General features: G+C 56.6%; 13 protein-coding genes and 1 pseudogene. 1 reads left to right on the top strand and 13 read right to left on the bottom strand.

The window, feature by feature from the left end; all coding sequences use genetic code 11:
* From AvAM_RS22660 to AvAM_RS22645, 3 genes are all read right to left on the bottom strand, one after another.
* Nucleotides 1-295 (bottom strand): DUF4158 domain-containing protein (locus tag AvAM_RS22660; RefSeq protein ID WP_137749176.1); only part of this gene is annotated, 295 nt, incomplete at its 3' end.
* A 241-nt stretch (nucleotides 296-536) separates the two neighbouring features.
* Nucleotides 537-965, bottom strand: a complete 429-nt coding sequence (locus AvAM_RS22655) for a P-loop NTPase fold protein (RefSeq protein ID WP_249368329.1) — start codon at nucleotides 963-965, stop codon at nucleotides 537-539.
* A 377-nt stretch (nucleotides 966-1,342) separates the two neighbouring features.
* Nucleotides 1,343-2,107 (bottom strand): SDR family oxidoreductase, encoded by a 765-nt coding sequence (locus AvAM_RS22645; protein ID WP_137749175.1) that lies wholly within the window; start codon nucleotides 2,105-2,107, stop codon nucleotides 1,343-1,345.
* A 515-nt stretch (nucleotides 2,108-2,622) separates the two neighbouring features.
* Here AvAM_RS22645 and AvAM_RS22640 point away from each other — a divergent pair.
* Nucleotides 2,623-5,247: an EAL domain-containing protein gene (locus AvAM_RS22640; protein WP_137749174.1), complete on the top strand. Its 2,625-nt coding sequence runs from the start codon at nucleotides 2,623-2,625 to the stop codon at nucleotides 5,245-5,247.
* Nucleotides 5,248-6,088: 841 nt separating this feature from the next.
* Here the strand turns inward: AvAM_RS22640 and AvAM_RS22635 are convergent.
* The 10 genes and pseudogenes from AvAM_RS22635 to AvAM_RS22590 all read right to left on the bottom strand — a co-directional run.
* Nucleotides 6,089-6,487: pseudogene (locus AvAM_RS22635) on the bottom strand (IS3 family transposase); the annotation flags it as partial.
* A gap of 155 nt (nucleotides 6,488-6,642) precedes the next feature.
* Nucleotides 6,643-8,328, bottom strand: coding sequence for an arginine--tRNA ligase (argS, locus tag AvAM_RS22630; protein WP_092701352.1), 1,686 nt, complete (start codon nucleotides 8,326-8,328; stop codon nucleotides 6,643-6,645).
* Between the two features lie 698 nt (nucleotides 8,329-9,026).
* Entirely contained in the window at nucleotides 9,027-9,521 is a 495-nt protein-coding gene (locus tag AvAM_RS22625) for a peptide-methionine (S)-S-oxide reductase (RefSeq protein WP_092701349.1), read from the bottom strand.
* Nucleotides 9,522-9,856: 335 nt separating this feature from the next.
* Nucleotides 9,857-10,225: a DUF427 domain-containing protein gene (locus AvAM_RS26075; protein ID WP_137749173.1), complete on the bottom strand. Its 369-nt coding sequence runs from the start codon at nucleotides 10,223-10,225 to the stop codon at nucleotides 9,857-9,859.
* Between the two features lie 65 nt (nucleotides 10,226-10,290).
* A complete protein-coding gene (gene grxC / locus AvAM_RS22615) occupies nucleotides 10,291-10,563 on the bottom strand; it encodes a glutaredoxin 3 (RefSeq protein ID WP_137749172.1) in 273 nt (90 codons plus the stop codon).
* A 580-nt stretch (nucleotides 10,564-11,143) separates the two neighbouring features.
* Nucleotides 11,144-11,551, bottom strand: coding sequence for a RidA family protein (locus AvAM_RS22610; protein ID WP_137749171.1), 408 nt, complete (start codon nucleotides 11,549-11,551; stop codon nucleotides 11,144-11,146).
* A gap of 171 nt (nucleotides 11,552-11,722) precedes the next feature.
* Entirely contained in the window at nucleotides 11,723-12,172 is a 450-nt protein-coding gene (locus tag AvAM_RS22605; RefSeq protein WP_171012377.1) for a hypothetical protein, read from the bottom strand.
* An 88-nt stretch (nucleotides 12,173-12,260) separates the two neighbouring features.
* The gene (locus AvAM_RS22600; protein WP_137749169.1) at nucleotides 12,261-12,833 is read right to left on the bottom strand and encodes a hypothetical protein; all 573 of its coding nucleotides are present in this window, start codon (nucleotides 12,831-12,833) and stop codon (nucleotides 12,261-12,263) included.
* Between the two features lie 94 nt (nucleotides 12,834-12,927).
* Nucleotides 12,928-13,896: a magnesium and cobalt transport protein CorA gene (locus AvAM_RS22595; RefSeq protein WP_137749168.1), complete on the bottom strand. Its 969-nt coding sequence runs from the start codon at nucleotides 13,894-13,896 to the stop codon at nucleotides 12,928-12,930.
* On the bottom strand, nucleotides 13,893-14,513 hold a 621-nt coding region (locus AvAM_RS22590; RefSeq protein ID WP_137749167.1), incomplete at its 5' end, for a glutathione S-transferase N-terminal domain-containing protein. The genes AvAM_RS22595 and AvAM_RS22590, both read right to left, overlap by 4 nt.

Genomic DNA, 14,513 nt, shown 5'->3' with positions numbered 1-14,513 from the left:
GCCCGCGTTCATACATGGCTCTCAGCGAGGCGACTTCTGGTGCTGCAATGCCAAGCTCGTTGCCAAGGTGGCGCCACAAGGCTACTGGAATTACCCGAAAGGCACCGAGCAAACGCCCACTCATGCGCAGGAAACCAATATGGAGCGCCAGACCAAGCTTGTGGGAATCACCTCGGCGTGCATTGATTGCGTCGCGCCCGGCACCATCGAAGGTGAAAAATGCCTTCATCTCGAAGTCGCTGATATCGCGGGGGAGCCCACGCATCCCCAAAAACGTTGTGTGCCAACCCTGCATCGTGAACCTCAAAAGTGGGAGGCCACCATACCCGTTTACAAAGCGAACAGGAAAGTCAATGAAATCAACGGTCTACCCAGCACCTTCTTCTATTTGCGGTTGATATGCAATGGCCGTAGAAGCGGTCGTGCCGGTAAGGGCAGGACCACAGTGCAAACCATGCTTTTCGTGAATCAGGTCAATGGCCTGTTCAAGTCGATCCAACTCAGGAGTTCCCTCGCCGAAATCCTTGCCCTGCACGCTACGCAGAAGCTTGTACGCCTGGTTGTCCCGGTCGTAATAGCTGGTGCGAGCCTTTCTGCAAGCTGCCAGATATGTCGAGCGCAGTGGCGATGCTCTTCGCTCCATCCCCGTACGCCTTGGTCAGATCCTCTCGCGTAATGCCCTTGCCCCAGGCCGTTTTCAACAGAGCGAGCAGTGCCGTTTGCCCTTGGGGTTGAAACTTCGGGGTCAGTTGCTGCTGCCTTACGGCGAGGTCGGCCATCATCAGCGCGAGGTAGACCTTTACCTCGTTGACGCCCAGCCGAGGAACCTTCAGCGGAATCTGTATGAGCTTGTCGAAGTAGCTCGTCACCAGGCCGCTTTCGATGTCCATGCCTGCAAAGTGCGCACGGACAGCGCCTCGAATCATGGCCTCGTCTGCAGCGATGACGAACGCAGTGTTCTTCACGTGCAGCAGTGCACCCTCACGCAGGCGCTATCGACTCGCCACTACCACCAGCTCCAGAAAACGTGCACATCATGCTCGACTCAAAAGCACCATGGGTCGACGCCGAGGGTAGCTCAACTGATCCCCGCTTCGCCAAGTACCCGAGCATGTCCTTGGCTCAGTGGCACCATCATTGGCACCTGGACTCACCGGCGAAGACGCCGACAGATCAGGATGTCGATCAATAACGCGACTGCCCCCTGCGCGTGTGGAAAAGCATCGAGAAGCAGAGTGATCAAATCGCGCGGGCGCGGTCTATTTCGTGCAACGCTCGACAAGCTGGACGACCATTTGCTGCCGATTCGACGCGTCAGCCGCAAGACTCCCGACAGAGACTTCTACCCTCGCCCCACGAACGGCATCTTGGTCGCCATGACTGTATGGAATAGGACGTTCGCCTCCAGCGGCAGATTCGCCATGTAGAGAACCGACTGCGCTACAACTTCGACGTCCATCAAGGGCTCCACCGCAATTTCGCCGTGTGCTTGCGGGACACCTTTCGCCATGCGCGCAGCCAAGTCTGTCATCGCGTTGCCGATGTCGATCTGGCCAACCGCAATGTTGTAGGCACGACCGTCCAGCGCTGCCGTTTTGGTCAATCCCATCACTCCGTGCTTGGTGGCGGTGTAAGCGGCTGAGTTGGGTCTGGGCGCGTGCGCAGAAATCGAGCCGTTGTTGATGATGCGCCCACCTTGGGGACTCTGGTCGCGCATGACACGGAAGGCCTGCTGCAGGCAATAGAACATGCCATTCAGATTCACGTCCACAACATCGCGCCACTGCTGCGGCGTCCACTCCAGGAAGGAGCCCGGTGGGTTGCCACGCCCCGCGTTATTGAAAAGCAGGTCCACTCGTCCAAAGCGCGCAACTGCTTTTGCAAAGAGGCTTTCAACCGCAAAGGCATCTGCGACGTCAGTGGCAACGCAAAGGATCCGTTTCCCGGCGCCGAACGTAGAGTTCGCTTGTGCATGCACTTCATCCAAAAGTGCACCGCGGCGGCCAGCAAGTACAAGACGGTAGCCAGCGCCCGCCAAAGCGAGTGCGACCGCTTTTCCTACGCCAGACCCTGCGCCGGTGATTACTGCTACTTTGTCGTTGTTCATTGATGCTGAGGTATGAAATAAGGTGGGTAGCGACGGGAGTTCGCGTGATGCATGGTCTGGCAAACCGCGAGACCTTCCAACCAAGACATTTTCGCGCAACCAAATTTGGCGCTGGACGCTGTCTTCATAACTGCAACTACACGGGTACGAAGTCTACGCAGCGGGTTCAGATGGGGACACCACCGCAGCGTGGCAGGCGGTCCAGAACCAGAGTCCCGCCTTCTTTCGTGGGCTGCTCTTTAGTCGATAGGTGATCCGCACCTTGCCGAAATCGGGCGTGTCCACGACAGCTGTTAGCTCAGGCGCTTGCCGTCCTTGCCTGTAGGGATGTGCGTTTTTGAGTTCGGGGGCCGTTCCGGGCAGGTATCCCACAACCCTAAACAGAAACGGTCGTTCCCCTCGTAATTGCAAATGCTCAGCACAGCGCCAATGCTGAGCATTTCCCCGCCTCAGGGATGTCCGTTTACAACTATGATATCTGACGATGTCCGTACGACCGGCAGAAAGACCTTCTCATGCAAGCTCCACCTGATCGCGTTGAGGAAGCGGCCACTTTAAGTGCGTTGCTGGCATTGGATATTCTCGACACAGAACCGGAAATCGAATTCGATGCACTGGTCCGCGCGGCGTCGATAATTTGTGATGCCCCGATTTCGCTCATCACCCTGATCGATGCGGACCGACAATGGTTCAAGGCGAATGTTGGTCTGCCAAGCGTGTCAGAAACACCGCGCAACCTCTCATTTTGCGCATATGCCGTTTTAGAAGATGGATTGTTCGAGGTGAATGATGCGTCGAGCGATGCACGCTTTCAAGACAACCCATTGGTGACAGGCGAACCGGACATCAAGTTTTACGCTGGAGCGCCGCTGACTCTGCGTGGCGGGCGAAGGATCGGCACTCTATGCGTGTTCGACAGGAAGCCAAGGAAATTGACAACTCGCCAGCGCGAATCGCTTCTATTGCTGTCCAAAGCGGCAACTCAGGCTCTGGAGGGGCGTGCGGCCCTGCAAAAGCAAACTGAGACTTCACGTCTCAATGCGCGAGCAGCTTTCGTACTGACACGAACAGGAGAGCTAGCGGGCGTGGGCGGGTGGGAAGTAGACCTGAGCTCGGGAAAGATTCTTTGGTCCGAAGAGGTGTGTCGCATCCATGGATGTCCGATGGGGCACAGTCCAAGCCTTGACGAAGCTCTTGGCTTCTACACAGTGGAGTCGCGACCGCGAGTGCAAAAGGCTGTTGAACTGGCCATGGCAGGAGGTGCTGGTTTTGATCTCGAAATACAAATCACGCGAACGGATGGTCAACTACGATGGATTCGGACCGTCGGGAGTGTGGATTTCGTCGCTGATTCCCCTGTCCGACTTGTGGGAGCCATGCAAGACGTCACCGAGCGGCATCGCTTGTCGGTAGAGCTCGCGGAGCAACATGAACTGTTGAGAGTGACGCTTCAGTCCATCGGCGACGCAGTCATCACGACCGACACGGAAGGAAATATCACTTGGTTGAACCCGGTGGCCGAACGAATGACTGGATGGTTGGCGTCAGAGGCCATGGGAAGGCCGCTAGACCAAGTTTTCCACATCGTCGATAACACGACCAAGACACCTGCGGAAAATCCCATTCTTGCCTGCATCAAACACGACAAGGTGATGGGCCTTGCGGCAAACACGTTGCTCATCTCACGCAACGGTGAAGAATTTGGCGTTCAGGATTCGGCATCCCCCATCCGAAATGACCAAGGCGAGATGCTCGGTGCGGTTCTTGTCTTTCATGACGTGACAGAGCAGCGCCGGATTACCGGGGAGATGAGTTATCGCGCTAGGCACGATGCATTGACGGGCTTGGTCAACCGCCTTGAGTTTGAGACACAGTTGGACAGGCTTTTGGCAAAATCGCGGCAGAACGGCAGCGTCCATGCGCTCATGTACATCGACCTGGATCAATTCAAACTCGTGAATGATGCATGCGGGCATGCAGCAGGCGACCTGCTTTTGCAAAATGTTTCCCGTCTGCTTGAAGACGTTATCCGAGGCAGAGACACCCTTGGCCGGCTCGGCGGCGATGAGTTTGCTGTCCTATTAGAGCGGTGCACCACTGAACAGGCGCAACGCGTCGCACAGCAAATCTGCGATCGGATGGATGAATTTCGATTCGTTCACGATGGGAAACGCTTCCGGATCGGAACGAGTATTGGACTCGTGCCGGTCGATGCGCGATGGACTTCCACCAGTGCCATCATGCAGGCTGCCGACACGTCGTGCTATGCGGCGAAAGAAGCCGGCCGCAACCGAGTGCACGCTTGGGTCGATACCGACGCGGCGTTGCAGGCCCGAAGTGGTGACATGAAATGGGCGACGCGCCTGGAGCAGGCGTTGGACGAAAACCGTTTTGTGCTCTTCGCACAGCGCATTTTTCCGCTCACTGGCGACAAGTCCAAACTGTCAGCGGAGGTTTTGGTGAGGATGCTTGATACGGACGGCAGCTTGATTCCCCCAAGTGCATTCCTTCCTGCTGCTGAACGGTTCACGCTTTCCTCTCGTATTGACCAGTGGGTGCTGCGCCGGTCCATCGATGCCCTCAAAATGCAGCCGCATCTGGACCGCTTAGCCTGCCTCTCTATCAATCTCTCAGGTCAGTCGGTTGGTGACAGAGCATTTCACCGCAAGGCCTTGGCGATCCTCGAGGAGGCTGGGCCCGCAATCTGCGGAAAGGTGTTCTTCGAGATTACCGAAACGGCAGCCATTACCAATATGGCTGATGCGTCAAGATTCATTGAACTCGCTCATGGCCTGAATATCGGAATCGCGCTAGATGACTTCGGCGCTGGCGCGGCGTCGTTTGGGTACCTGAAATCACTCAAGGCCGACAAGCTGAAAATTGATGGGCAGTTCATTCGTGACGTCATCGTTGACCCGCTCGATAACGCGACGGTCCGCTGCTTTGTCGAAGTAGCGAAATTAGTCAACATGAAAACAGTGGCGGAATTCGTGGATAGTGCAGCGGTCCTGGAGAAAATCACAGAAATGGGCGTTGATTACGCTCAGGGTTATCACCTTCACCGTCCAGAACCAATTCAAAATGTGTTGAACATGGTTGAGCAACTGGCAACGTTGCCTGCAATTGGCAATGATTGTTGACGCACTGCAGCCCGATTTCTGGCCAAACGAGTGGCATTGCTGGGCCCGTTCCCCTGTGACTGCGACGACGTGGACGTGTTACAGAGAGAAGGACATAGGACGGAGGACCGCCTATTGCTGAGGGTGGTAATAGCCCATACAAGACAGGCGACGTAAACGCGCTCACGAGTCTCGCCACCCGGCCCACTCCCAGTTCCCCTCTCAACTCAAGGCAAAAAACGCGCGCCACTGCATTCGCGCCTTAAGGCAATGCGGAAAAACCCTGCGAACTTCCGCCGTAGGCGGGACGCTGCAGAGATATGCCCGTCTTTCAGCCATTGGCATCGTGAAATCGAATCATGCTTCGTGAACAAGACCCAAGTTTGAAAGGACGGTTCTAGGAACAGCTGTCAATTATTCTCAAAGCTTGATTGACTGCAACCGGCCATTATGTTGAGCTCAACATAATGGCCGGTTGCTGCCGGTCGAGGCAGCACCATGTCCTCGCAGTCACGACTCCAAAGGGGTCTCCCAGCAGCAGGTGCTTTAGCCGGACCGACGGTAGGTTTCAGGTTAACAGCCAACATGGGCGTCGCCTCCTTTTGCGAGGCACTGGTGTGTTACCAGACCAGAGAAGTACAGTGTCTACATATCGATTAATACTTTCAAACACCAGACTTTTAGACGCCTCCACAGGGGTCGCCCGACTGATACAGGGTCGCCCCGCAGTAATTTCGTAAGACCCGTTGCAATCGTTCAGATTCTTCCGAATGTGAGATAGCTCGTCGGTCTTCCGCCGAGAAGAAAGATCCCCGCCGCCGACGCCAGCTGACCTGGGATCTATGAGACCCAGAAGTTTAGTGCGAGTGCAAAGCTCCACGCCCCCCGCTTCCTTCAAGCTCTCGGGATACCTTCGTTGGCCCACACGGCCAACGACAGCCCTCCTTACCTCAGGGAAGGCCTCACGCACCCATTTGGTCAGCGTTCCACGACCGGGGTAGCCCAGAGCCCTCATCGTGACTGCGATGCATTGATCGTGGGTGAGGTAGTGCTCGACGGCCGCAGCTTTCTGCGCCTGAGAGAACTTTGGTTCACGGCCTGCATAGCCCATCGGCAGGTCGAGCTTGCGCTGGTACTCGTTGTACCAACCCTTCAAAGAACTCTTCGTTGGGTAGCCCAGTTGCCGGATGGTGGGCCTGACACGCTTGCCCAGCTTGATGTAGAGCTCAGCGGCTCGGATTCGAGCTTCGTAGGAATACATGAACTACTTTCAGGTAGTCCAAGTTTTTGTCCGCACCCCCCGGTGGGTTAGGTTTACGTGGAAATCAACACTTGGGGACAAAGCTGCAACAGCACACCTCGTCACTGAGCAGGCCGCTTCAGGGCGCGGAGCGCTGGGTGCGTTCATGGTGACGCTCACATCTTGCTCGGCGCATTGACGCCGAGAATCGCGAGGCCATTGTGCAGCACTCGCGCTGTAGCGGCGACTAGCGCCAAACGGGCTTTCTTGACACTCTCGTCAACAACCAGAATGCGCTCGGCGTCATAGTAGCTGTGATAGCTGGCGGCCAGTTCGCGCAGGTAGAAAGTGACATCGTGCGGCGCGAAATCCTTCGCCGCTGCGGTCAGCATGTCGGGGTACTTGGCGAGCAGCAGCATGAGTTCCTGCGCAGCCGGGCTTTCGAGTGCCAAAAGTTCAACGTCGTGCAAGGATGCCACGTCGCCGCCCCAGCTCGCCAACACCGAGCAGATGCGCGCATGCGCGTACTGCACGTAGTACACCGGGTTGTCATTGTTCTTCGTCACTGCGAGGTCGACGTCGAATGTGTATTCGGTGTCGGGTTTGCGGCTCAGCAGAAAGAAGCGGACCGCGTCGGTGCTGGTCCATTCGATCAGATCCCGCAGCGTGACGTAGCTACCAGCGCGCTTGCTTATCTTGACCTCCTCCCCACCCTTCATGACGCGTACCATCGTGTGCAGCACATAGTCGGGGTAACTGGCTGGAATGCTTTTGTCCACACCCTGCAGGCCGGCGCGTACGCGTGCGATGGTTCCGTGGTGGTCAGTCCCCTGGATGTTGACGACCGTGTGGAAGCCCCGCTCCCACTTGGAAACGTGGTAAGCCACGTCGGGCACGAAATAGGTGTACGTGCCATCGCCCTTCTTCATGACGCGGTCCTTGTCGTCGCCGTAGTCGCTCGACCGAAGCCACAGCGCGCCGTCCTGCTCGTACGTTTTGCCGGCGGCCACAAGCTTGAACACGATCGATTCGACTCGTCCGCTAGAGTACAGGCTGGACTCAAGGTAGTAGTTGTCGAAGCGCACTCGAAACGCCTGCAGATCGAGATCTTGCTCCCGACGCAGGTAGGCCACGGCGAATTGACGTATGGAGTCAATGTCGTCGACGTCGCCGCTAGCGGTGACCGCGCGGTCTTCCGATTTCACGGTCTTCTTTGCCTTGAAGTCCTCGGCAATGTCGGCGATATAGTCGCCGTTGTAAGCCGCAGCCTTTTCGCCGCTCGGCCAATCGGCGTCGCCCGGCTTCAGGCCCCTGGAACGCATTTGCACACTTCTGGCCAGCGTCTGAATCTGAACGCCGGCGTCGTTGTAATAGAACTCGCGGTACACCGCATCGCCCTGCGAGGCGCGCAGGTTGCAGATGGCATCACCCAACGCCGCCTGGCGGCCGTGGCCCACATGCAGTGGGCCGGTCGGGTTGGCCGAGACGAACTCGACCAGCACCTTTTCGCCGGTGGCCGGCTGGCGACCGTACGCCTCACCAGCGACTAGCACTTCGCGCACCACCTGCTGCTTGGCGGCTGCCTTCAAACGGATGTTGAGGAATCCGGGGCCGGCAATCTCGACCGCCTGCACCCACTGCTCGAACGCAGGCTTCGCCAGCAAGGCCGCGCTCAGTTCTTCGGCGAGTTCGCGCGGCTTGCGGCCGAGCGATTTGGCGAGTTGCATTGCAGCAGTGCTTGCGAAATCGCCGTGCGCCGCCACCTTGGGAGACTCGAACACGCCTTTGGCGCCAGCGCCGGGCGAGAATGATTCGAGCGTGTTCGCGAGCGCTGCGAGCAGCTCCTGTTTAACCAATAGCATCCGCGAATTTTAACGGGGCAAACCTGAGACCGGCGCACCGAGTCACCGAGCATCCGACTTAGGTCGCTAAATATGACTGGTTCCGGCCCGGGGCGGCTGTCACCTTCAACCCCTAAAGGACAAATACGCAATGAAAGAGTCCCTTTCCCCAAAAGGCGCTCGGCGTCTGTCGCTCCTTCGACACCCACGCGCAAGACAAGATTGCTGCACCGGCCAATGCTGCCGGCACGAACTGCAACGCCAAGGCAATGGACAAAACGGTCATCCGCTCGTCGCCGCCTCCAAGTCCAGCTTCGTGAAGAAGTGTGAAGTTGCCGCCAACGGCTGATCGCTGCGCGGACGCGAGTTGCGTCACTTGAAAAAAGCCTGCTGTGTTCGTGCTTTCTGCTGCCCGGAGCGGCGTGGCTATCTGCCAATAAATAACGCACGTAAGGCAGAACGGGATCACCGGAATCAGGTGCGCCTGCACCACCCCCCAACCTGTGCGCTCTACGCATTGCGTCTTTCGCCGCAGTAAGACACAACGGAACCAAAATTCACCGTTGCAATCGTATCGGTCCGAGTCGGACTGCCCGCACCAATACCTGATAGCTGCGCTACCTCGACGCCAAGCACGAGCAGGACTACTCGACAAGTTGACTGGCGCGTTGTACTGACCTGATCGAAGCGGCGACTACTTTCGAGACGAGTCCTCGTGGCTAGGTTCGCGCGTCAGGGAGCGCGACCTCTGAGAAGTGCTGTCGGATGAAATCCAGTTTGGGATCGATATAGCGACGGCAGAAGGGCCTGTTCGGATCGTTTCGATAGTAGTTCTGGTAACGCTCCTCCGACGCCCTGAAACTTCTAAATGGGACAACGAGGGTATGCACCGCCTTGCCAGACTCGATGGCGAAGCGAGCTATCACCAGCTCAGCCTCATGCCGCTGGCTATCTTCAAAGATGTAGATCGCACTTCGGTACTTGCCACGGGGGGAGCGGGCCCTGGTAGCAGAATGTGTTCTTAGATGCACCTCGGAAAGCGTTGCCAAGCCAATAACCGAGGGGTCAAAGGTAACGATCACCCCCTCTGCCCAAGTATCTGCGGGCGCGCCCGCTTGGACAAAACCCTGGTCAACCTGGGCGACTCCGCGCAACGCTTGGAACACCCCTTCTGTGCACCAATGGCATCCGCCTCCAAAGCCAAGCTTCGCCATCTTCAGCTCCCACTCAAAGGCGTAATTTTCGACGTGGGCCTGCCCAGTTGGACACCACGAATGAGGGGAATGAACCGCGCCGAAACTTGGTCCACTTGGACGTCAGTGCAATGACTCGTGCCTTCACCGATCCTAATATCTGAATTGATCGGATAGCTGTTCGTCCTCATGCTCTTCAGAGCATCCGAGGTGGTTATCCCCGCACATTTCGGTGAAATCAAAGAGTGTCGGAACGGTGCAGCACTGGTTTTTTTCATCGCTAGGACTTTCTCATCATGGCTTACACCGGAGCCAACACCGGATACCACCACGAATGGTGATTCATAGAAAATCAACTACTTCTCGAAAGCTGCATCGAACTCGGCATGCTCCATCTCACTTCCCAAAAATTGATCCCGTAGACGCGCTGGTATTCGAGGTAGTTGGCCCCGGACCGCGCAAAGAGCACTGGACAGAATCCAGCAGCCGACTAGACCCGAGGTGGGCAGAAAAGCTGGCATCCTGAACGAGGATTTCGCTCTGCCCGCTGGCATCGTTGACATGAAAAAACCGCGCAATCCCTTGAGCGGGCAGATAGACGAGTGTTCACACACCTCAAACAGACTTTGGTCAACCGCAGAGGGTGGAAAGTGGTGGCTTCCATTGACGTCAACTGTCTCATCGCTTGTAGCGATGGCGGTGTTTTTCCAGAATGCTGATACCAACGAAACCTCCTCCCATATTCATCAATCGACACGTGGCGGGCTGGCTGTCGATAGGACTGAATTACTCAATTCGCAGGCGGACTACGATCTAGCAGTTTGTCGAGCATGCCTTTAGCATCGAGCTCGAAAAGGTCGTCGAAACCACCGACATGCGTGCCGTTGATGAATATCTGCGGCACGGTGTTTCGACCCGACGCTTGCGTCATGGCCTGGCGGTGATCGCGGTCTGCCTCGATATCGAGCTCTTTCCATTTCACCCCTTTTTCCTTGAGGAGCGTCTTCGCCCGTCGGCAAAACGGGCACCAGCTCGTTGTGTATAGGAGGACATCAGGTTTCATATTGCGTCTCTGAAAATTGATCTTTGAGGCTGAGCTTGTCGAGTCTCAGTCGAAGGTGAAAAGAAGGCTTGAGCGCTGGGTCCAGAAATTTGACTTCGGTACTCTCGCGAACAACACCACTCTGTTGCACTAGCTGATACAGCCGCTGTCCTTAGAAAACACTGCGCCCACTTGGGCCAATTTTCTTGCCGTGGTATTTGACACGCAATACCTTCAGGCACCACCGTCTATACGGATCAACGCTGACGAGGACACCGAGAGATACGGGTCGAACGCTTTGCTTTCGGCCATTCGGCGTAGATTCGCTCCATCGCTCCGGCCATCGGGACCCCTCAGTTGTTACTCGTCAAATCTGCCCGCCGCCGCGAATCCGCTTCAACCAGGCGCGCAACAGGTCGTTCAGGGAGGTCGTCGATCGAGTCTTTGCATCTACCTTTACGATAATGGCTGCGTACATGTTTACTTACCGCCCGGCTTGGGCAGGCTGACGATGTGCCCGGCGGCCACGACACACTCGGCGGTGCTGGCCGCCACGTGTTGCCTACTATCACCACAGGCCTGATCGGCAACGCCGGACAGTTCACACGGCAGCACTGGCATCGGGCAGCTTGGCAATCACCTTGATCTCGAACTGGAACCCATACAGCCAGGTAACGCCAATAGCTGTGAGTGTGGGGTGCGGAGCATCGCCCCAGTACTCTCCAACCACTTCCCAGATGGTTTCGAACTTCGACTCGGGATCGACGATGAAAACGGTCACATCGACCACGTCCTTGAACGTACAGCCGGCGACTGAGAGGATGGCGTTCAGGTTGTCAAACGCAAGCCGGACTTGGGCTTGCAACTCGGGCTCCGGCGAACCATCGGAGCGGCTGCCCACTTGCCCCGAGACGAAGAGAAAACCGTTGGACCGGATCGCTGGCGAGTACCGGTTCTTTTCATACAGCGACTGGCGCCCGGCGGGAAAAACAACATCACGTTCAGACATGGAATACCTCTTTTTAGTGGGGATGGACTAGCCACCCAAAGCGCCCAATCAAGGTCACCCGTTACCAGAGCGCTCCGATGATCAAGGGATCTATTGATGCGCTGATGCGCATGCAGGAGGCAGAGTTGAAGGATGCTCGGTACGAGCGCGGCGCCCTGAGGTGGAGTCACCCTATGCAACTTCTTCTACAGTGAGGCCCCGACCGTTAAATTGCACGGTGTCCCCTGCTTGGGCACCTCCTATCGCGTCGAAGATCGGCGCCATCGTCGAAATGCCCATGAGCTCACGCCCATGGCAGGTGAACTTGCTCGTTGACACTGCGATCACATAATAGCGGCCAGACAGTTTTACGACAGCGCCTTCGTCAACTGTCGACTTAGGGCCGAAATCAATCATCTTGAGCTTATCGAGTTTATCGGCGTAGTCATGGAGTGTGTCATCGAGCGCTTCAGCGAAGTCAGCTGCAACTTCGGCCTGAGCCTGCTCGTCGTTCTCGATCGGTTCGGTCGCATCAAGCCGGGCGGTCGAGAGATAATTCAGATAGTTGTCGCGAGCGCTATGCAAAGCTGACGTCTGCAGTGAAAGCATAGTTTCACGGATGTCCTCTTTATTCCAGTTCATCATCACCTCTTTTGTTTCGATAGTACAAATGTCCAGTAGGCTGGTCTGTGACCGCCTCGGAGGGTTGCCTCTACGCTCGCCGACCCCGCTATTCATAGCTGATGAAGTCATCTCCCTGATAGGGGACCCTAATCAGCCGAGAATCTCGGATGATGCTAGTGACGAGCCAGACATATGACTGCTCGGCCGTATCGAAGCCGAGGATGCTGAAGGTTCCACCGAAAGGGCATGCTGGGAAGTCTGGAAAGCCCTCTCGCAGAACGAAACGCTCGGGCTCCCGCTCAAACTCGTTCTTGTAGACTTTGCGCAGTCCGTGCTTACTCGGCGCATCCTGGTCACCTGCCGGCGCTGCTTCCCGATGCTCTACAAGCCGTTCAGAAAGTTCGCGGTCACACATTTCGTCGAACACGTCGAACGCATCGATCAGCAAGCCTTTATGGTTGGTCGCTGGATCGGTGATCGCGTAGATGTTGGAGGAATCTCCGACATCATCTCCGCTTTCAAGACGCAACGCCGCGTCGACGCGAATGGTGCGCGAATCGAGGATAGATCCTAGTTCGAGATCAACGAGATTGCCGTTCTGGACGCGGTATTCGCGGTCATAGCCTTTGGCGATGAAGGATTGGACGGCTTCTAGAACATCGTTCACGTGGGATGTCATGGATGCCCCTTCGCCTCGGGTCGAGTCGAACAAACTCCCGCACTAGGCGCGTTACCAACAAGGAGATGATGAAGAAAAACGCGACATGCGGTATTCATAGCCACTTGGCCTTTTTGAAACGAGCGAACAGGAAAACGCTAGACACCGCCATAAGCCCGAGCACGACGAAGTATCCATAGGCCGTATTCAGTCCCAGCATGTTCTTGAAGTTCATGCCGTATATTGCAGCGATCGTCCCCGGGACTGCCAGTATTGCCGCCCAAGCCGCGAGCTGGCGGGTGATCACACCAATCCTTTGCGCCTCCAGAAGGCTGCTGAACTCAAAGACCGTGGTCAGGCCCTGAAGGAGGCCGTCGACCATGGACTGCACACGATCGACGTGATCGGCGACATCGTTGAAGAACGGCCTCACTTCGGCACTGATGCAGGGAAAATGCCCCCGAACGAGCTTCCTGACAAGTTCAGCCATAGCTCCGAGCGTGCGTTGGAAACGCGTGAGTTCAGATCTCAGTAAAAATATGCGGGCGACTTCTTCTCGTCCGAGAAAGTCGTCTAACGACCGTCTCTCCATTGCTAGAACGTCATCCTCGATCATTTCGAAGATGGGCAAATACTGGTCAACAATACGGTGCAAGATCGCGTGCAGCACGTAGTCGACACCCTTTCCTAAAAGTGCCGGTGAAGCCTCGAGCTGCACCCGAAGGTTGCCAAGGGCTCCAGCGTTGCCATGACGCACGCTGATGAGATGATTGTGGCCGGTGAAGATCGCCGTTTTTCCATAGCAAATCTGGTCACCGATCAGCTCAGCGGTCTGAGCGACGACGTATAGCTCATCGTTGTAGGCTTCGAGCTTGGGCGGGCAAAGCGGGTGAATCGCGTTATCGATTGCCAACGGATGCAGGTGATAAGTAGCTTGGAGCGTGTGAAGTTCGTCGGCGGTGGGCTCGTGAAGTGCGATCCAGCAGAAGCCCGAGCGACTCTTATCCAGCTGGACACGCTCGTTGATCGCGATCTCTCGGATTCGCTTGCCTTCGTTGTAATAGTGGGCGGCGATGACGCTCATGCCGACCTCGCAGGGATGTGCAGGCCACGCTGAACTGCTGGTTTAGATAGCCCGCGTCCAAGCCATGCTTGGATATTCGAATAATTGCTGAGACTAAGGATATCCCCAGCTGCGTACGATTCAACCAGCGCATTTACCCAGCCGAGGGTCGCGATGTCCGCGATCGAATAATCACCGACCATCCAGTTGCGGCCTTCCAGCTGGCGATCCAAGACCCCCAGGAGACGCTTGGATTCGTCGACAAAGCACTGCCGAGGCCGCTTGTCCTCAAAGTCTTTGCCGCCATATCGCAGGAAGAAACCGAGCTGACCGAACATCGGCCCGATGGCCGACATCTGGAAGAACACCCAGGCCAGGGTCTTGTAACGGTTGGCGCGCGCATTCGGAATGAGCTGGCCCGTCTTGTCGGCGAGATAGAGAAGGATCGCACCGGATTCCCATACCGCAATGGGCCTACCGTCAGGGCCCGCCGGATCGATGATCGCCGGTATGCGGCCGTTTGGGTTCAGTGACACGAACGCTGGGTCCTTCGACTCGTTCTTTGAAATATCAATCAGATGGGGCTCATACGCCAAGCCAGTTTCCTCCAGCATGATCGACCCCTTGACGGGGTCTCC

It is taken from the genome of Acidovorax sp. NB1, from assembly GCF_005405905.1.
Lineage (GTDB): Bacteria > Pseudomonadota > Gammaproteobacteria > Burkholderiales > Burkholderiaceae_C > Acidovorax.
Note: the sequence above shows the minus strand (reverse complement) of the source record. Positions and strands in the feature narration are given on the sequence as shown.

Bases quoted from the DNA above. Each gene is read 5' to 3' on its own strand.
- AvAM_RS22645 (WP_137749175.1), bottom strand. From the start codon at position 2,107: ATGAACAACGACAAAGTAGCAGTAATCACCGGCGCAGGGTCTGGCGTA.
- AvAM_RS22640 (WP_137749174.1), top strand. From the start codon at position 2,623: ATGCAAGCTCCACCTGATCGCGTTGAGGAAGCGGCCACTTTAAGTGCG.
- argS (WP_092701352.1), bottom strand. From the start codon at position 8,328: ATGCTATTGGTTAAACAGGAGCTGCTCGCAGCGCTCGCGAACACGCTC.
- AvAM_RS22625 (WP_092701349.1), bottom strand. From the start codon at position 9,521: ATGGCGAAGCTTGGCTTTGGAGGCGGATGCCATTGGTGCACAGAAGGG.
- grxC (WP_137749172.1), bottom strand. From the start codon at position 10,563: ATGAAACCTGATGTCCTCCTATACACAACGAGCTGGTGCCCGTTTTGC.
- AvAM_RS22610 (WP_137749171.1), bottom strand. From the start codon at position 11,551: ATGTCTGAACGTGATGTTGTTTTTCCCGCCGGGCGCCAGTCGCTGTAT.
- AvAM_RS22605 (WP_171012377.1), bottom strand. From the start codon at position 12,172: ATGAACTGGAATAAAGAGGACATCCGTGAAACTATGCTTTCACTGCAG.
- AvAM_RS22600 (WP_137749169.1), bottom strand. From the start codon at position 12,833: ATGACATCCCACGTGAACGATGTTCTAGAAGCCGTCCAATCCTTCATC.
- AvAM_RS22595 (WP_137749168.1), bottom strand. From the start codon at position 13,896: ATGAGCGTCATCGCCGCCCACTATTACAACGAAGGCAAGCGAATCCGA.